The following is a 17,713-nucleotide window of genomic DNA, read 5'->3' as shown; positions in this document are numbered from 1 at the left end:
GCCCTCGATAGATTGTGTAAGCTGGTCAGGCGACTTTCTCCTGAGCCTCCCGCTCGCGCTTGGCGACCAGCTCGCGAGTCAGCGGAATGAGTTTCCTGCCGTAGTCGATGGCGTCGTCCAGTGGGTCGAAACCGCGAATCAGGAAGGTGGTGATGCCCAGGTCGTAGTAATCCAGCAATGCCTCTGCGACCTGCTCTGGCGTGCCGACCAGTGACGTCGAGTTGCCCTGCGCGCCCAGTAACCCGGCGATGCCTGTCCACAAGCGTTTGTCCAGGCGCGAACCTTGCGCCGCTGCCGCCAGCAGGCGACGCGAACCTTCGTTCGGCGGCTCGCGACGCACAAAACCGTTACCTTCTGCGATGGCTTTGGCGCGTTCCAGGATGCTGTCGGCGCGGGCCCAGGCTTTCTCTTCGGTTTCCGCCAGGATAGGGCGAAGGGACAGGCTGAATCGCACCGTCCGGCCATGTTTCGCCGCTTCGGCGCGCACTTCCTTCACGACTGCACGAACCTGCTCGTAAGTCTCGCCCCACAGCGCGTACACATCGGCGTGCTTGCCTGCGACGGCGATGGCCGCAGGCGAAGAGCCGCCGAAATACACCGGGATGTGTGGCTGTTGTGGGGATTTCACCAGCGAGTGAGCGCCTTCAAACTGGTAGTACTCGCCTTTGTGGTCGAACGGCTTTTCGCTGGTCCATTCCTGACGCACGATGCCCAGGTATTCATCGGTACGGGCATAGCGCTGGTCTTTCCCAATATGGCTGCCGTCGGCGCGCAACTCCTTGTCGTCGCCACCGGTGATGATGTGGATCGCCGTGCGCCCGCCGTTGAACACGTCGAGCGTTGCAAACTGACGCGCTGCGACGGTTGGCGAGATGAAGCCAGGGCGGTGAGCGATCAGGAATTTGAGTTTTGTCGTGACGCTGGAGGCGTGGGCTGCAACGAATGCGCTGTCCGGGCTGTTGGAGTGGTAAGCCACCAGCGCGCGATCAAAACCAGCGTCTTCATGAGCCTTGGCAACTTTCGCCACATACTCGGGCTGGATGGTCGGGCCGCTGCGCGGGTGGATTTCCGAGCCGGGTTGGGTGGCGATGTAGCCGATGAATTCGATGCTCATGAACAGCTCCTTCTTGTATTCATACCGTATAGGGTGGGAAAGCTCGAGTTGGGTTATCCCGAAAACTGAATCCGTACCTGCAACATATGGCTATAGAAGTGAGCTGTGAAATTCTATTTTGACCTAAGGTTATTATAAAAATATTGCATGTATTGAGTGCGTCATGATCCGCGTTCAGAGTTTTTCTAACGTTGATCAATTGCCGTAAATCCGCACGACTGCCTGCGCATCAGCAAATGCCGGCCGATTTCCGGAATCGAGCAGACCCCGAGCATTGCCATGTCCCGCGATACTTCATCATGGAGCAGCTTGATCGCATGCTCGACACCGGCTTGTCCGGCCACCGATCCTGCGAAGGCAAAGGGCCGACCGACAAAGACGAAACGCGCACCGAGCGCCAGCGCCTTGATCACATCGGTTCCGCGCCGCACGCCGCTGTCGAGCATTACCGGAATGCCCGGACAGGCTTCGACGATGTCCGGCAGGACTTGCAGGGGAGAAACGGCACCGTCTAACTGACGACCGCCGTGGTTGGAGACAATGATGCCGTCAACACCGCAATCACGGGCTTTAACGGCATCAGCCTGGTGCAGGATGCCCTTGATAACCAGTGTGCCTGTCCACTGCTTGCGGATCAGTTTGAAATGCTCCCAGTTCAAATGACCGCGCGGCGCGAAATCACGGGCCACATTTGACGAAATAATGGGCACGCCGCGATGGGCATAATTGTTTTCGAAATGCGGCATGCCATGTTTCAGCAGTGTCTTGAATAAGGTGCCGAATAACCATCGAGGGTGGCTGATGCCGTCCCAGGCGAGACGCAGACCCGGTCGCAGTGGCGTCGAGAAACCTGCGCGCAGATTATTCTCGCGATTGGCCGGAGCCGGAACGTCGACCGTGATCACCAGGGTTTTGAATCCGGCTTTTTCCACTCGCGCGATCAATGCCACGATGTTGGCTTCGTCGCCAGGCAGATAAGCCTGGAACCAGGCAAGTGGATTGGCTTTGACAACATCTTCCAGCGGGATCAGCGATGAGCCGCTCATGATCATCGGCAGGTTGGCGGCCGCCGCAGCCTGGGTCAGGATCACGTCGCCGCGGTAGGCGTACAGTGCGCTGATGCCCATGGGCGCAATGCCGAACGGCGCGGCATAGCGGTGGCCGAACAGTTCGGTCGTCAGCGTGCGTCGGGAGATATCCACCAGCGCACGCGGTACGAAACCATAGTCCTGAAACGCCGCCCGGTTCCATTTCAGCGAAACATTGTCTTCAACGGCACCTGCTACATAGCCGAAGATCGGTCGGGGCAAGTGTTTCTTTGCAGCAGCTTCGAAGTCATCCAGACGCAGCAGTTTTTTCAGTGCTTTTTGGGGGCGCGCAGTTGAAGTTGGCAGCATCGACATAGTGTTTAGTATCCGGATTACTTGAAAGAGGCGAAGTTTTCGTCCTGGCGGGCATCATGGGGTTATTGCCACTCCATGAGATGCATCGGGATGAATAGCCAAGGATTGCGAGCTCTCAAATTGAAATGCTTTCCCCGTGGGAGATTCTATGTTGGCCTGCAAGGATTGATCCCGGTGGGAGCGAATTCATTCGCGAATGCGTCATGTCAGGCGACAGAAGTGTTGAATCTGCCAGCCCTTTCCCGAATGAATTCGGTCCCACAGGTTTTGCATAAGCTTGAGATGCTATCAACCTGTTGGAGCGAGGCTTGCCCGCGAAGAACGATAAAGCGGTGTTGCCGTGAAACCGCGTCGCCTATATCGCGGGCAAGCCCGGCTCCCACAGGGATTAGCGATCCAGCTGAAACGATTATCTGTGGGAGATTCTGTGTTGGCCTGTAAGGGTTGATCCCGGTGGCGAGGCTTGCCCGCGATACAGGAGACGCAGGCAGAAGCCATACCGCGTTATCGTTTATCGTCGGGATGACCCCAGACCAAGATGGCTCCAACAAAAATCCCGGTTGCTGCGCGATGGCTGAGTGTCAGTAAAAAACCGGCACATCACCCAGGATCGTCGCCCGGTGCATGACCCGGCGCTGCGGCCGGTAGTCGTCCACCGCGTAATGCTGAGTGACGCGGTTGTCCCAGAAGGCCACGTCATCGGCCTGCCAGCGCCAGCGAATGGTGAACTCCGGGTGGGTCGCGTGGCTGAACAGAAAGGTCAGAATTGCCGCACTTTCTGTTTCACTCAGCTCGTTGATACGCGAGGTGAAACCATCGTTGACGAACAGCGACTTGCGACCACTGACTGGGTGCGTGCGAATTACCGGGTGCGAGATCGGCGGGTACTGACGGCGGGTCTGTTCCCAGCGGGCGATGTCTTCAGGTGTGGTGCCGAAGCGAGCCAGCGGAAACGAGCGGGTGAAATCATGCGTCGCGGTCAGGCCTTCGAGTAGCGTTTTCAGGGGCTGTGACAACGCTTCGTAGGCTGCTATGCCGCTGGCCCACAACGTATCACCACCGTATTCCGGCAGATGTTTTGCGCTGAGCACTGCACCCATTGCCGGTGTCGGCAGGAACGTCACATCGGTATGCCAGATGGCGTTGTCACGCACATCGGTGACGGCTGTGTCGAGGATCAGTACCTCGGGTTGTTCCGGCACGTTCGGGTAGATGGGATGGATATGCAGATCCCCGAAACGGGCAGCGAATCGCGCCTGTTGTCTGGGTATCAGTGGCTGATTGCGAAAGAACAGCACCTGATGTTTGAGCAACGCCTGCTCGATGGCATCGCGTTGTTCGTGGGTCAGCTCCTGACTCAGATCAATGCCGCTAATCTGTGCGCCGAGGGCAGGGCTTAGGGGGGATATCTGGATAGGCATGAAAGGTGTCCGGATTTCAGGGGCGAGTAACGGGTTTCAGCTGTAAACAGTTCCTGTGCAGACTGTGTGAAAACCCTCAGACAAAAACAAACTGCGCGCGCTCACGTGAAATCTTTAAAAGTTTGTGTGGGTCACAGACCTCAAACTCACGTAGGAGCGCGGTTTTTTGAGCGTTTTTTAGCCAGCTAATTGGCTCGTGAGGTTTTCACACAGCCTGTGTGGGACCGGATTCATCCGGGAAAGCGGCATTTCAGACGATACAAGTGTGTCGGATGTATCGGCCCCTTCCCGGATAAATCCGGTCCCACAGGGATTGCGTAAGCCTTTGCTGGAAAGTTTTATTCAATGACTCTGCCCATGCCACGGCACCAGCTTGCGCTGCAGGGCTCGCAAACCCATTTCCATGGCAAAGGCGATCAGGGCGATGACCAGGATTCCCAGTACCACCACATCGGTCACCAGAAATTGCGCCGCTGACTGAACCATGAACCCCAAGCCGCTGGTCGCGGCGATCAGTTCTGCAGCGACCAGGGTTGACCAGCCGACACCCAGCCCGATGCGCACGCCGGTAAGAATTTCCGGCAGGGCGCTGGGCAGGATCACGTGGCGAATCAGCTGCCAGCGAGTGGCACCCAACGATTGCGCAGCACGCAATTTCGTCGGGTCAACAGTGCGCACGCCGGTCGCGGTGGATATGGCGATGGGGGCGAAAATCGCCAGATAAATCAGCAGCACTTTGGAGAACTCACCGATGCCGCACCAGATCACGATCAGCGGCAAATACGCCAGCGGCGGGATGGGGCGATAGAACTCGATCAGCGGGTCGAAAATACCTCGCGCGATGCGGTTGTGCCCGATGGCGATACCCACCGGAATGGCCGTGAGTACGGCGACCAACAGCGCCAGGCCGATGCGCTGCAAACTCGCGGCCAGGTGCTGCCAGAGTGTGGAGTCCATGTAGCCGCTGGTCATCAGCAGCCAGGCTTTTTCCAGCACAGCCGAAGGCGGTGGCAGGAACAGCGGTTCGATCAACTGGGCGGCAGTCACCGCCCACCACGCGGCCAACAGCACTACTAGCGTCAGCACGCTGATTGCGCGGGTGCCGAGGCTCCAGCGCACCGGAGTGGCGCCTGGTTTATCGGTTGCAGTCGCGGTGTTCTGCAATTCATAGCTGCTCATGCGTGTTGCTCCCGAGAGACGCCGCGCTGGGAAAACACGCTGGCCAGGACATGCTCCCGGGTGTCGATAAACCGTGGGTCAGACTTGATCGAACGGGCCGACTCCCCGGCGGCATAACGTTGTCCGAAATCCAGTTGCAGACGTTCGGCGATATGCCCCGGATTCGGTGCCAACAGAATCAGGTCGGTAGCGAGAAAAACCGCTTCTTCAATGTCGTGGGTGATCAGGAACACCGGCTTGGCAGTACGCTGCCAGACTTGCAGCAGCAACTCCTGCATCTGTTCGCGAGTGAACGCATCCAGTGCGCCAAACGGCTCATCCATCAGCAGTACGCGGGGATCAGCCGCCAGCGCTCGGGCCAGACCAACACGCTGCTTCTGACCGCCGGACAGTTGCCAGATCTGGCGCTGATCGAAACCGGCGAGGTCCACCAGTGCGAGCATCTCTCTGGCCTTGGCTTCACGCTGGTCGCGGGGTACGCCGGCCAGTTGCAGGCCGAAGGCGACGTTGGTCAACACGTTCTGCCAAGGCAGTAATGCATCGTCCTGAAACACCACGCCGCGCTCGGCGCTGGGGCCGTTTACCGTGACCCCGTCGAGGCTGATGTTGCCAGCACTGGGCGGCACGAAACCGGCAATCAGATTCAGCAGGGAGGTTTTGCCACTCCCCGATGGACCCAACGCCACCAGCAATTGCTGCGGGCCGAGGCTGAGGGAAATATCCGCCAGCACCGGCTCGGTCGCGCCGGGGTACTGTGCGCTGATGCGCTCCAGTTTGAGCAACGCCATGGGGTGAACTCCGCTTACTGGGTGATGAATTGGTTGCTGACGTAAGGCGCGTAATCAGCCAGCACTGCATCGACCTTGCCTTGCTCCTTGAGGAACGCAGCGGTCTTGGTCACGGCGTCGATGGTTGGCGCGCCAAGCAGGGCGCTTTGATCCGCCGCCAGTGGGTAGACGTTGCCCTGCAGCAGACCGGGAATATCCGAAGTTTTCGCACCCGAGAGCTTCACCAGCTTGTCGACGTTGCTGGATTTTGCCAGCCAGGCGGCCGGGTCCTTGCGGTAATCGGCGTAGGCGTCGAGGGTGACTTTGGCGAAGGATTTGACGATTTCAGGGTGCTTGTCGGCGAAGTCCTTGCGCACGATCCAGGCGTCGAAGGTCGGTGCGCCGACCTTGGCCAGTTCACCGGAAGTGATCAGCACTTTGCCGGTCTCCTTGGCGACACCCAATGCGGGGTCCCAAACGTAGGTGGCGTCGATGTCACCGCGTTTCCAGGCGGCGGCAATAGCAGGTGGCGCGAGGTTAAGAATGGTGACTTTCGAAGGGTCGATATTCCAGTGCTTCAACGCAGCCAGCAGGCTGTAGTGACCCGTGGACACGAACGGCACGGCGATTTTCTTGCCGATCAGATCCTGAGGTGAATTGATCCCCGAACCGTTGCGTGCGACCAATGCTTCAGCGGCACCGATCTGCGTCGCGATCAAAAACGTTTCCACCGGCAGCTTGCGGGTCGCAGCTGCGGTGAAAGGGCTGGAGCCGAGGTAGCCGATCTGCACATCACCGGAGGCAATGGCAGTGATTACGTCGGCACCGTTTTCGAATTTACGCCAGGAAATCTTCGAGTCGGTGGCTTTTTCGTAGGCGTTATCCGCCTGGGCGACTTTGGCCGGGTCGACGGTGGTCTGATAGGCGACTGTGAAGTCTGCGGCTTGAGCCAGATACGAAGCGCCAGTCAGCGACAGCGCCACCAGGAGGCGAAGAGGGAAGTGCAGTTTCATCATGAAGCTCCGAATCAGGCTGGCCGGGGACTGGCTGAAGCAGGAGACTAAATGATCTAAGAAACTCTAAATAAATAACTTTTTTGCATTAGCTTATGAGCGATTTCGTTGAGGGATCGCCCATGGTTCTTCCCTTGAATCAGGGCGTTATTTCCAGACGGCTTCCTGGACATTGATCTTCTTTGGCAGCAGTTTGTTCTGGAAGAACAGATCCGCTGTCGCCTGTTGCGCGGCGATGATGTTGGCGTCCACCGGCAGGATCGGCGACGGCGGCCGGTTGTCCAGGTAGCGGGTGATCACCTGTTCCGGCAGCCCCATGGAGCTGGTCAAAATGTCGATGCTTTGTTGACGCTGGCTGCGAGTCAGGGCTTCGGCGGCGGTGAGTTCATCAAGCACTGCATGAACAAAGTCCGGGTGCTGTGTGGCGTAGTCGCGACGTGCGCTGTAGATCGGCCCGGACAAACCCAGCCCGGTACCGTCGGCCAGCAGACGGCTGTGGCCTTCGATCAGGGCCAGCGAGGCATAAGGGTCCCAGATCGCCCAGGCATCGACGCTGCCTTGTTCGAAGGCGGCACGGGCGTCGGCTGGGGTGAGGTAAATCGGCTGGATGTCCTTGAAGGTCAACCCGGCTTTGTTCAGCGCACGCAGCAATACGTTGTTGGAACTGGAGCCTTTCTGAAAGGCGACTTTCTTGCCTTTCAGGTCAGCGACGTTTTGCAGTGGGCTGTCCTTGCGCACCAGGATGGTTTCTGCGGCGGGCTTGGCGGGTTCGGCACCGACGTAGACCAGATCAGCACCAGCCGCCTGAGCAAACAGCGGCGGAATATCGCCGGTGGAACCTAAATCCAGTGCGCCGATGTTGAGCGCCTCAAGCATTTGAGGACCCGCCGGGAATTCTATCCATTGAATTTTGGTGTCGGCGAAGCGTTTTTCCAGCAGGCCTTTTTCCTTGGCGATCACCAGGGCGATGGAGCCTTTCTGGTAGCCAACTCGCAGGGTCTGTGGGTCTGCCGCCAGGGCAGAGTGGGTCGATGCAAGGCCAAGGAGGCCTGCGAAGAGTAGTGCGATGGATTTCATTTTTGCTCACTTATCTCTGACTGCAAATAAATCGTCAGGCTAATGAAGATCCCTTGTGGGAGCGGTGCTTGCCCGCGATTAACGATAACGCGGTATGTCTTCAATCCGCGTCTCATGTATCGCGGGCAAGCACCGCTCCCACAGGAGAATGCATTTCACAGTGGAATTGAATTTTCCAGGGGTAATGCAATCCATAAGGCATTTACAGCGTTTGGGATTTCACTCCGCCAACGACGGTTTCTCCCAGAGGTTGATGCCGCCTTCCTGAGCGAAGCGGTCGATTTCGGTTAGTTCTTCCTGACTGAACTTGAGGTTCTTCAGTGCTTCGACGTTCTCGACGATTTGCTCCGGACGGCTCGCACCAATCAGGGCCGAGGTCACGCGCGGGTCGCGCAGGGTCCACGCCAGGGCCATTTGCGCAAGGCTCTGGCCGCGACGTTTGGCGATCTCGTTCAAGGCGCGAACGTGAGCGATGTTGGCTTCGGACAAGTGCGACGCCTGCAACGAACCGCCCCCCGGACGGTTGACCCGGGCATCCTGCGGCACACCGTTGAGGTACTTGTCGGTCAGCAAACCCTGGGCCAGTGCGGTAAAGACGATCACTCCGGCGCCCAGCTCATCGGTGGTGTCCAGCAAGTCCTTTTCTACCCAGCGATTGAGCAGGTTGTAGGCCGGCTGGTGAATCAACAACGGCACTTTCCACTCTTTCAGCAGCGCGGCGATTTCACGGGTTTTACTGCCGGAGTATGAGGAAATGCCGATGTACAGCGCCTTACCCTGTTGCACGGCAGTGGCCAGGGCGCTGGCGGTTTCTTCCAGTGGCGTGTCCGGGTCGAAGCGATGCGAGTAAAAGATATCCACGTAATCCAGGCCCATGCGCTGCAGGCTCTGATCGAGGCTGGCCAGCACGTATTTACGCGAGCCACCACCTTGCCCGTAAGGGCCGGGCCACATGTCCCAACCGGCTTTGGTGGAGATGATCAGCTCATCGCGATACTGCTTGAAGTCCTCCTGGAACAGCTTGCCGAAATTAGTCTCGGCGCTGCCATAGGGTGGGCCATAGTTGTTGGCCAGATCGAAGTGATTGATGCCCAGATCGAACGCCGTGCGCAGCATGGCGCGTTGGGTGTCGAGCGGCGTGCTGTCGCCAAAGTTGTGCCAAAGGCCCAGCGAAAGTGCAGGCAGGACCAGCCCACTGCGGCCGGTGCGGCGATAGGGAATTTTTTCGTAGCGATTTTCGGCAGCGGTATAAGTCATTGTGGGTCTCTTTGGGTAGTCGAAGACGGGGTCGCTTGCGCTGGCCAGTGATAGAACTCCAGGCCCAGAGCGCTGCGATTCTTGAAGCCTTTCCAGTAACTGTGATCAGGTTTTTCGCGTCCGGTTTCGTCTTTCGACCATTTGCCGTCGGCGGCCCGTGGCACCAGAGTCAGCCACGGCTGGCGATCGACGCTTTTGAGCTGCTGATCGAGAAAGGCCAGGACAAAGTGCTGGTTGATGTTGTTGATGCGACTGCTGTCCCACACCGGCTCAGCATAGGCGGAAAAGTCGTCGGGGTGACTGCTCGCGGCTGCAGGCGGGGGATTGGGCGCAATGTTATGCCGTGCGTTTTCGTAAACCAGCAGGTAGCGGTCCGCGTTTTTCGCGCCTTCTGCCAGGCGTCTGACCCCGTCAGCGTAACCGGCGACATCGTCCTGATCGCCTGCGATGAACAGGCTGGGCACGCGCAGGCCCGCCAGCCCTTTTTCGTCCATCAGGCCTTGCTGGCCACCCCATGGCGCGAAGGCGATCAGCGCTTTGATGCGGGTGTCTCTTTTAGCCTCGAAATCCGGACTGCCCGCTTGTCTGGCCTGCAAAGCCGTGCCGGGGACAAAGCGTAAAGCCGCAGCACCGGTACCGACGCCCGCTGCATTCAGCACGCCGTAGCCGCCCATGGAATAGCCGAGCAGCGCGGTGTGGCTGACGTCTATTTTTCCGGCGAAAGGGTTACCGCTGCCCGATGTCGCCCAGTCCGTGATCTGGTCCAGTACAAACAGAATATCCAGAGGGCGGTTGAGCAGGGTGCTGGCGAAACCGGCCCTGTCGGCGCGGGTGGATTCCGTGTGATCAATAGCGACGACGACATAGCCGTGGGAGGCGAGGAACTCGGTCAGGTAACTCATCTGCAGGCGTGAGCCCGGATAACCGTGGGACACGATCACCAGCGGAAACGCTTTGTCCTTGAGCGGCTGCGCATCGCGGGCAGCGCGGCCTTCGAACGTGAACGGAGTATTGGGCCGGGCCGGGTTGTTGGCGCCTGCGCCCAGCACATCGGTGTACGTGCTCAGCTCGGCCTGGCCTTTTTTCAGTTGCGCGGGATACCAGACTTCCAGACGCAGCGGCCGGTCGTAACGCGGATTGCTGTCCGTGCTGGTCGCCGCGAGGATATTGAGTTGATCGCGGTGAACCACATCAACAGTGCGTACGCCCACTTGATAAGCGCCGCGTGCGGCCAGTTCAGGTGCGTCCGGGCGCGGGTCGCCATTGAGCGCGAATGCGCTGCACGAAAGGCTCCATACCAGCAGCAGGCTGGCGACTCTCAAGGGATTGCAGTTCACTCAGAATCCTCCGGAAAAACGATGACGTGGCCGTTGCAGGCCGAGGTTCTCCCGCAACGTGCTGCCGCTGTACTCGGTGCGGAACAGCCCACGACGTTGTAGTTCAGGCACCACGTAACGAGCAACGTCTTCAAGACCGCCGGGCAGGTGCGGCACCAACACATTGAAGCCGTCGGCAGCGCGTTCTTCGAACCAGGCTTGCAGTTGGTCAGCGATTTGCGTCGGGGTGCCGATCAGGCTGTAGTGACCACGTCCTCCGGCAATGCGCCGGCCCAGTTGAGCAAGGGTCAGGTTTTCATCCCTGGACAGCTGGGTCAGCAGCTTCTGGCGGCTTTGCTGCCCGCTGTCGGTCAACGGTAGCGGCGGCAGCGGTTCGTCGAGGGCGTAAGCGGACAGGTCGAAGTTGCCCAGCATGCGGCCGAGCAATGCGACACCGACTTTCGGCTCCACCAGTTCCTGAAATGCTTCGAATTTTTCCCTGGCAAGGGCTTCACTGTCGCCCACTACAACAAGCACGCCGGGCATGATTTTCAGGCTGTCAGGATCACGGTCGAAGCGTGCCATGCGGCCTTTGATATCGGCATAGAACGCTTGGGCATTGGCCAGCGAGGTTTGAGCAGTGAACACCACTTCGGCGGTTTCAGCCGCCAGTTCACGACCCACTTCGGAAGAGCCCGCCTGCACGATCACCGGTTGGCCCTGAGGTGAGCGGGCGACGTTCAGCGGGCCTTTGACCCGGAAGTGTTCGCCCTGATGATCCAGCACATGCAGCTTGGCCGGGTCGTAATACTCGCCGCTGGCCTTGTCACGCACGAAGGCGTCGTCTTCCCAACTGTCCCATAGGCCGGTCACCACATGATGAAACTCGCGCGCGCGGCTGTAGCGTTCAGCGTGACCGATGTGTTCGTCCCGGCCGAAATTCTGTGCCTCGGCGGCAGCGTCTGAGGTCACCAGATTCCAGCCCGCACGGCCACCAGACAGATGATCCAGCGACGCGAACTTACGCGCCACGTGATACGGCTCGTTGTAACTGGTGGTGGCGGTGCAGATCAGGCCGATGTGTTCGGTGACTGCGCTCAACGCTGACATCAATGTCAGCGGTTCAAAATGATCGGAGCGCGCCATGTGACTGGCGCTGGCGCCTGTTGCGGCAGCCACGCTGTCAGCGACGAACAGCGCGTCGAATTTCGCTGCTTCGGCCACCTGGGCCAAATGTTTGTAATGCTTGAAATCCAGCCCGGCGTTGGCCGGTACATCCGGATGACGCCAGGCCGCCACATGGTGCCCGGTGGCCATGAGAAAGGCGCCGAGTTTGAGTTGGCGTGGAGTGTTGCTCATGTGAGTTCCTTGTTGAATCAAGTGCGATGTCGGCAGCGAGAAGAATCCTTGTAGGAGCTGCCGAAGGCTGCGAAAGCTTTTGTCCTGACACACCGTCATCGCAGCCTTCGGCAGCTCCTACAGGGCCCCTTTTTGCTGTGCTACAGGGTTACTTTCTGCGCATCAAAAATCCTTACGCAACTGCACCCCGAAATACCGCTCGTCATCACGCGGTACCGCGCGGGTGATGTAGTTGCCGGTAGCGGCCAGGCCGGGAGAGTAGGACTTGTCTGCCAGGTTCTTGGCCAGTAGCGCCACGCGCCAACCCTTGTTGTAGTCGGCCAGTGCGACGCTGGCGTTCCAGATGCCGTAGGCACCTTGCACAGTGTCCGGGTTTTGAGTGATGTCGTACTGCACTTCGCTCTGCCAGCTGTAATCCGTGCCCAGTTCAACATCCAGGCCATTGTCCAGCGGGATGCTGTAGTCAGCCCGCACGTAGCTTTTCCAGTCCGGAGAGAAGGGCAGGGTTTTGCCGTCAACGTTGCACGATGCCGCCGCGCCCGCCGGGCATGAGAAGGTATCAATACGGGCCCTGGTGTAAGCCACTGCGCCGGAAAGCTTGAGGTTTTGCGTGGCTTGCAAGGCGAAGTCAGCTTCCACGCCCTCGGTGGAAACACTGCCCGCGTTGATCAGTCGCGTGACTACGCTGCCGGCCACGGTATCGAGGAAGTTCGCCTGATAGTTGTCGTAGTCGCTGTGGAATACCGCCAGGTTGGTGACCAGACGATTGTTCCAGCTGGTGGCCTTGACGCCCAGTTCCCAGGTATTGGAAGTCTCTGGTTTGAGCGCGTCAGTATCACGCGGCTGCATATTGAAGAACACGTTATAGGCCGGGCCTTTATACCCGCGCGAGTAGGTCAGGTAGGTCATGACGTTGTCGGTCAGGTCGTATTGCAGACCCAGACGCCCTGACCAGCCATCTTCATCCACCGAACCGGAACTGCTGGTGCCGGGGTTGATGCCTGCCACTGCGGTAGGCGAGGTCGAAACCCGGCGATGATCGTATTTCAGTTCGTCGTGGGTCCAGCGCAAACCCGCGATCCCGCGGAAGGCCGGGGTGAAGTTCAGCGTGCTTTCGCCAAACACCGAATAGCTGTCGCTGGTCGTCCCATAATCGGCGACACCCACGGCGCTGGCGGTTGGCGTGACCAGCGTGCGGCGATAGGTCTCTTCATCCTTGCCATGCATGTAATACAGGCCACCGACGTACTCCAGAAACTGACCTTTTGGCGAGGCCAGACGCAGTTCCTGCGAGTACTGATTGAAGTCCAGGTCGCCCTTGTCTTCAGTACCGGGGAATGCCGCCGTGATCTTCGACAAGCGATCGCCGTCCTGCCATTGAGTGTTGTTCCAGCCGCGCCAGGCGGTGATCGACGTCAGGGTGTAGTCACCCAGATTCCAGTCCAGCTGGGCCGACAATCCCTTGTTGATGTCTTCGACGTGGCTGCGGTAATCGCTGACGATGTCACGGTTATGGTCGCTGGCGCGTACCGGCGCCAGAGCACCGGCAAACGCCGGGTTCAGCGTGGAACTGACCACCCCGTTCGGCGCGTCATCATTGGACTGCATGTAGTCGGCGATCACGGTCAGTTTGACGTCATCGTTGGGCGTGAATTCCAGCTTGCCGCGCGCGCCCTTGCGGTTGTAACCGTTGACCTCCTGACCGTTGGCCTTGTTGTCGACGTTGCCGTCATAGCTGCCGAACAGGGTCGTGATCGAAGCTTTGAGGGTATCCGGGATGAGGCTGCCGCCGATGCCGAAACGGGTACGGCTTTCGTTGCCGCTGTAGTACGACTGATCGATGTAACCGTGGGTTTCTTCAGTGGGTGACTTGCTGATCACGTTAAGCACGCCCGCCGACGCGTTCTTGCCGAACAGCGTGCCTTGCGGGCCGCGCAACACTTCGATGCGATCCAGATCGAGCAAATCCAGCGTCGCCTGACCAGGCCTGGCGTAAACCACGCCGTCGACCACCGTCGCAACCGTCGGCTCGACGCCGGGTGAGGTGGAAATGGTGCCCACACCACGAACGAACAACGAGGTGTCCTTGTTCGATGCGCCGGTGCGGAAGTTCAGGCTGGGGATCTGCTGGACGATGCTGGATACGCCGTTACGGTTATCGCGCTCCAGCTGTTCGCCTTCAACCACAGAGACCGCCACCGGTACTTTCTGCAGCGATTCTTCGCGGCGGGTGGCCGTTACCGTCACCGCTTGCAGGGTTGCGGTCTGGCCGTCGGTATTGGTCGTGTTGCTGTCGGCGGCGAGGCCTTGTAGTGAAGTCAGTGCCAGTGCTGCTGCGATCGCCTGCGCCAGGCGCGCCGGTTTGATGATGTCCCCAGAGGTGTGTTGCATGTTCGATGCTCGCTTGAAAGATGCCCTGACTGCCGCGACTCTTCGGTCGCTGCTCCTGATGTAGGCGTTGGCTGTGTTCCGGCGGCATTCGCTCAAGCGAGTAGCTGACAAGATCATTCCGTTAGCGCTAACATCGTCAGTATCAGTAAAGATTGGATAGATCGTCCAATAATCAAAAATTACTTTTATATTCCTTTTTGTTAGAAGAGCATCAGCCTTGAGCGATCAGAAAAGTCCGCCCCGCAAACGCCGCGGGGCAGGGCGCATCACGCTGGATACGGTGGCTAAACACGTCGGTGTTTCGACGATGACGGTCTCGCGTTATTTCAATCAGCCGGATCAGGTCTCGGACGAGCACCGCGAGCGTATTGCGGCCGCAGTGGCGGAGCTGGGTTATGTACCCAATCTGGTGGCGGGCGGTCTGGCGTCGGCCCGCGGGCGAATCGTCGGAATGGTGGTGCCGAACATCTCCGGGCCGATCTTCGCCAGCACCATTCAGGGCTTCAGCGACACGCTCACGCGGCACGGATATCAGTTGCTGCTGGCGTCGAGTTACTTCTCGGTCGAGCAGGAGGAAAACGCCGTTCGCGCCTTTCTCGGCTGGTCACCTGCAGCACTGGTAGTGACCAGCCATTTTCACAGCGTGGGCACCGAGAAAATGTTGGCTGACACGGACATTCCACTGGTGGAAACCTGGGATTACCAGCCGGATCGTGCGCCGATCCAGATTGGTTTTTCCCACTACGAAGTGGGTGTCACCGCTGCGCGTTACCTGCACGGCAAGGGTTACCGAAGGATTGCTTTCGTGCAGAACAGCGCGGCGGGTGACTTCAGTGCCATCGAGCGCCGCGACGGCTGCGCGGCGACGCTGATCGAGCTGGGGATGACGCCGATCCTGTTTGCACCGGATCCGGATCGCGCCCCCTTCGAAGCAGGTAAACAGGCGATGCAGGCGTTGATGAGCGCGGCTGAAAAACCCGATGCGATTGTCTTCGCCAATGACAACCTGGCGGCGGGCGGCCTCCTGGCGGGGCAACGCGCAGGGCTGCGTATTCCGCAGGATTGTGCAGTGCTGGGGTTTGGTGATTACGCCTTTGCCGAGATGCTGCTGCCCAGTTTGAGCACGATCAAACCTCCTGCGCTGGAGATCGGTGTGCTGGCCGCCACACGGCTGTTGCAGAGTCTTGGAGTGGTCGAGCTGGAGGGTGAGTTACAGCGCTTGAATCTGCTCAAGTGTGAAGTGATTGAGCGGGAGAGTACGTGATTCCGAGCTGGGATATTTTTCCTGTGGGAGTCGCCCCGGTGTCCCTGACACCACGCTGTCGCGCAGCAAACACGGACCCTGTAGGAGTGACCGGGGTGGCGATCCACATTGCCCGCGATTCGGTCTGTCAGTCGATGAATATATTGCCTGTGCTGACGCGATCGCGGGCAAGCGCGCTCCTACAGATGAAAAAGTACTCCAAATCAAATAGTTGTAGTTAGTTTGATAGGAGCAGAGCTTGCTCGCGATAAGACTGGACTCGGTTCACTTTGAATCCCGTCCAGACTTATCGCGGGCAAGCCCGGCTCCCACAGGTCAGCGTTCGCAAATTGAAATCGGGTGTTATGCAATTAACGAATAACCATCTGAGAAAATATTCTTTTAAGAAATATATCGTCTCGTGGATTATTTAACTCAAGCGTCGTCGCAGAGCCATCCGCTCTGCCTTGGGCTTTTCATTTGAAGGTTTTGCAGGAGCAGACAATGGGCAATGTCCAAAGCGCCAGCGCACTTGATGTGCTGTGGCGTCCGGCACCGGGCGGCGAACTGCTCGATCTGGGGCGCGTTTATCGCGGTCCCTTGGCGCTGTCGCGTCTGCACAGCACGCCGAAACGGATTTTGAGCCGTCGTGAGGCCGTGTTGCTGGGAGTATTCGCCTTGGTGTTGCACGGCGCGGTCATTTACTGGGTCAACCAGAATCCGCCAGCGCCGCTGCCGGTAGCGCCACCCGAAGTTCCACCTATGACCATCGAGTTTTCTCAACCTGCGCCGCCGGTTGTCGAGACTCCACCACCGCCGCCCGAGCCCATCGTGCAACCGGTGGTTCAGGAACCGCCACCGCCAGTGGAAGACGAACTCGCGGTCAAACCGCCACCGCCCAAGCCTGTTCCAAAGCCTAAGCCAGTGGTCAAACCTGTGCCCAAGCCGGTCGCCAAACCCGTGGAACAACCGCCAGCACCACCGGCACCGCCGCAACCGGTTGCAGCCCCTGCGCCGCCCGCGCCACCTGCACCAAAACCGGTAACGCCTGCATCTGCCAACGCCGGTTACCTGAAAAACCCGGCCCCGGAATACCCGGCACTGGCCATGCGTCGCGGCTGGGAAGGGACGGTGTTGCTGCGCGTGCAGGTACTGGCCAGCGGCAAACCGGGTGAGATTCAACTGCAGAAAAGCAGCGGACGCGATCAGCTCGACGACGCGGCCCTGGCAGCAGTGAAACGTTGGAGTTTCGTACCGGCCAAGCAGGGCGACGTCGCCCAGGACGGTTGGGTCAGCGTGCCCATCGATTTCAAGATTCGCTGATTATTCCAGTCAGGATTCGGTCACTACCCGATCGGAGTCCAGACATCAGATTGACCTCGCGAGCTACCTGAACAAAAGGCGCATCGCTACACCACACATGCCTTGTTCAGAGAGAGCCGTGCCATGAACCTACTTGCTTCCCCTTTCGAATCCGTCGAGCACGCCGTCATCTGGCTGCTGGTCCTGTTTTCCGTTGCCACCTGGGGACTGGCCCTGCTCAAGGGCGTTCAGTTCACCCGCCTGAAGAATCAGGACCGCAAATTCCACAAGCAATTCTGGGCTGCATCGAGCCTTGACTCCGCCGCGCAACTGGCTCAGGAACAACCGGGTGCCGCCGCTCGTGTGGCGTTGGCCGGTTATGCCGCGATTCAGGTGCCGGATGGCGCGCAAGCCACTGACCTGAGTCAGGCGATCAATCATCAGGACCGCCTGGAACGCGCCCTGCGTCAGCAGATCGTTCGCGAGCGCCGCTCGCTGGAAACCGGTCTGGCGGTGGTTGCCAGTATCGGCAGCACCTCGCCCTTTATCGGTCTGTTCGGCACGGTCTGGGGCATCATGTCCGCCTTGAAAGGCATCAGTGCGGCGGGGTCGGCGAGCCTCGAAACGGTTGCCGGTCCGATTGGCGCAGCACTGGTCGCCACCGGCGTCGGTATTGCAGTCGCGGTACCGGCTGTGCTGGTTTACAACTACTTTCTGCGTCGCCTGAAACTGACCGCTGCTGATCTGGATGACTTCGCTCACGACTTCTACAGCCTGGCCCAGAAGAACTCGTTCCGCGTCCTGCTGCACCCTGTTTTGCACAAGCACGCTGCACCGACAGTTGGCCAGAAAGTGCAGGAGGCCTCCTGAG

General features: G+C 59.2%; 14 protein-coding genes. 3 read left to right on the top strand and 11 right to left on the bottom strand.

Annotation, left to right across the window (positions count from 1 at the left end; all coding sequences use genetic code 11):
* Nucleotides 1–25: 25 nt before the first annotated feature.
* From RX972_RS16245 to RX972_RS16195, 11 genes are all read right to left on the bottom strand, one after another.
* Entirely contained in the window at nucleotides 26–1,114 is a 1,089-nt protein-coding gene (locus RX972_RS16245; RefSeq protein ID WP_027900639.1) for an LLM class flavin-dependent oxidoreductase, read from the bottom strand.
* Nucleotides 1,115–1,299: 185 nt separating this feature from the next.
* Nucleotides 1,300–2,517 (bottom strand): alpha-hydroxy acid oxidase, encoded by a 1,218-nt coding sequence (locus RX972_RS16240; RefSeq protein WP_316876893.1) that lies wholly within the window; start codon nucleotides 2,515–2,517, stop codon nucleotides 1,300–1,302.
* Nucleotides 2,518–3,098: 581 nt separating this feature from the next.
* Nucleotides 3,099–3,938 carry a taurine dioxygenase gene (tauD, locus tag RX972_RS16235; RefSeq protein ID WP_316876891.1) on the bottom strand — a complete coding sequence of 280 codons (840 nt, stop codon included), beginning with the start codon at nucleotides 3,936–3,938 and terminating at the stop codon, nucleotides 3,099–3,101.
* A gap of 342 nt (nucleotides 3,939–4,280) precedes the next feature.
* On the bottom strand, nucleotides 4,281–5,117 hold the full coding sequence (tauC, locus tag RX972_RS16230; protein ID WP_122708848.1) for a taurine ABC transporter permease TauC: 837 nt from the start codon (nucleotides 5,115–5,117) through the stop codon (nucleotides 4,281–4,283).
* The gene (gene tauB, locus RX972_RS16225) at nucleotides 5,114–5,905 is read right to left on the bottom strand and encodes a taurine ABC transporter ATP-binding subunit (protein WP_027900642.1); all 792 of its coding nucleotides are present in this window, start codon (nucleotides 5,903–5,905) and stop codon (nucleotides 5,114–5,116) included. The genes tauC and tauB overlap by 4 nt, the downstream gene beginning before the upstream one ends.
* A gap of 14 nt (nucleotides 5,906–5,919) precedes the next feature.
* Nucleotides 5,920–6,897 carry a taurine ABC transporter substrate-binding protein gene (gene tauA, locus RX972_RS16220; protein ID WP_027900643.1) on the bottom strand — a complete coding sequence of 326 codons (978 nt, stop codon included), beginning with the start codon at nucleotides 6,895–6,897 and terminating at the stop codon, nucleotides 5,920–5,922.
* Nucleotides 6,898–7,044: 147 nt separating this feature from the next.
* Nucleotides 7,045–7,974, bottom strand: a complete 930-nt coding sequence (locus RX972_RS16215; RefSeq protein WP_316876886.1) for a sulfonate ABC transporter substrate-binding protein — start codon at nucleotides 7,972–7,974, stop codon at nucleotides 7,045–7,047.
* Nucleotides 7,975–8,193: 219 nt separating this feature from the next.
* On the bottom strand, nucleotides 8,194–9,231 hold the full coding sequence (gene mgrA, locus RX972_RS16210) for an L-glyceraldehyde 3-phosphate reductase (protein ID WP_231676705.1): 1,038 nt from the start codon (nucleotides 9,229–9,231) through the stop codon (nucleotides 8,194–8,196).
* The gene (locus RX972_RS16205; RefSeq protein WP_316876883.1) at nucleotides 9,228–10,568 is read right to left on the bottom strand and encodes a dienelactone hydrolase; all 1,341 of its coding nucleotides are present in this window, start codon (nucleotides 10,566–10,568) and stop codon (nucleotides 9,228–9,230) included. Before RX972_RS16205 ends, mgrA begins: the two co-directional genes overlap by 4 nt.
* Nucleotides 10,569–11,906: an LLM class flavin-dependent oxidoreductase gene (locus tag RX972_RS16200; RefSeq protein WP_316876881.1), complete on the bottom strand. Its 1,338-nt coding sequence runs from the start codon at nucleotides 11,904–11,906 to the stop codon at nucleotides 10,569–10,571.
* Between the two features lie 162 nt (nucleotides 11,907–12,068).
* Nucleotides 12,069–14,297 (bottom strand): TonB-dependent receptor, encoded by a 2,229-nt coding sequence (locus RX972_RS16195; RefSeq protein WP_316876879.1) that lies wholly within the window; start codon nucleotides 14,295–14,297, stop codon nucleotides 12,069–12,071.
* 217 nt (nucleotides 14,298–14,514) lie between these two features.
* Here RX972_RS16195 and RX972_RS16190 point away from each other — a divergent pair, with 217 nt between their 5' ends.
* The 3 genes from RX972_RS16190 (at nucleotide 14,515) to RX972_RS16180 (ending at nucleotide 17,712) form a co-directional block, all read left to right on the top strand.
* A complete protein-coding gene (locus tag RX972_RS16190) occupies nucleotides 14,515–15,561 on the top strand; it encodes a LacI family DNA-binding transcriptional regulator (RefSeq protein WP_316876877.1) in 1,047 nt (348 codons plus the stop codon).
* A 483-nt stretch (nucleotides 15,562–16,044) separates the two neighbouring features.
* Nucleotides 16,045–16,863 carry an energy transducer TonB gene (locus RX972_RS16185; protein WP_255883831.1) on the top strand — a complete coding sequence of 273 codons (819 nt, stop codon included), beginning with the start codon at nucleotides 16,045–16,047 and terminating at the stop codon, nucleotides 16,861–16,863.
* Nucleotides 16,864–16,986: 123 nt separating this feature from the next.
* Nucleotides 16,987–17,712 carry a MotA/TolQ/ExbB proton channel family protein gene (locus RX972_RS16180; protein ID WP_316876872.1) on the top strand — a complete coding sequence of 242 codons (726 nt, stop codon included), beginning with the start codon at nucleotides 16,987–16,989 and terminating at the stop codon, nucleotides 17,710–17,712.
* Nucleotide 17,713: the final 1 nt, after the last annotated feature.

Source organism: Pseudomonas syringae group sp. J309-1, from assembly GCF_032582135.1.
GTDB lineage: Bacteria > Pseudomonadota > Gammaproteobacteria > Pseudomonadales > Pseudomonadaceae > Aquipseudomonas > Aquipseudomonas quasicaspiana.
Note: the sequence above shows the minus strand (reverse complement) of the source record. Positions and strands in the feature narration are given on the sequence as shown.

Excerpts from the sequence above, each read along its gene's own strand:
- RX972_RS16245 (WP_027900639.1), bottom strand. The coding sequence starts at position 1,114 with ATGAGCATCGAATTCATCGGCTACATCGCCACCCAACCCGGCTCGGAA.
- RX972_RS16240 (WP_316876893.1), bottom strand. The coding sequence starts at position 2,517 with ATGTCGATGCTGCCAACTTCAACTGCGCGCCCCCAAAAAGCACTGAAA.
- tauD (WP_316876891.1), bottom strand. The coding sequence starts at position 3,938 with ATGCCTATCCAGATATCCCCCCTAAGCCCTGCCCTCGGCGCACAGATT.
- tauC (WP_122708848.1), bottom strand. The coding sequence starts at position 5,117 with ATGAGCAGCTATGAATTGCAGAACACCGCGACTGCAACCGATAAACCA.
- tauB (WP_027900642.1), bottom strand. The coding sequence starts at position 5,905 with ATGGCGTTGCTCAAACTGGAGCGCATCAGCGCACAGTACCCCGGCGCG.
- tauA (WP_027900643.1), bottom strand. The coding sequence starts at position 6,897 with ATGAAACTGCACTTCCCTCTTCGCCTCCTGGTGGCGCTGTCGCTGACT.
- RX972_RS16215 (WP_316876886.1), bottom strand. The coding sequence starts at position 7,974 with ATGAAATCCATCGCACTACTCTTCGCAGGCCTCCTTGGCCTTGCATCG.
- mgrA (WP_231676705.1), bottom strand. The coding sequence starts at position 9,231 with ATGACTTATACCGCTGCCGAAAATCGCTACGAAAAAATTCCCTATCGC.
- RX972_RS16200 (WP_316876881.1), bottom strand. The coding sequence starts at position 11,906 with ATGAGCAACACTCCACGCCAACTCAAACTCGGCGCCTTTCTCATGGCC.
- RX972_RS16195 (WP_316876879.1), bottom strand. The coding sequence starts at position 14,297 with ATGCAACACACCTCTGGGGACATCATCAAACCGGCGCGCCTGGCGCAG.
- RX972_RS16185 (WP_255883831.1), top strand. The coding sequence starts at position 16,045 with ATGGGCAATGTCCAAAGCGCCAGCGCACTTGATGTGCTGTGGCGTCCG.
- RX972_RS16180 (WP_316876872.1), top strand. The coding sequence starts at position 16,987 with ATGAACCTACTTGCTTCCCCTTTCGAATCCGTCGAGCACGCCGTCATC.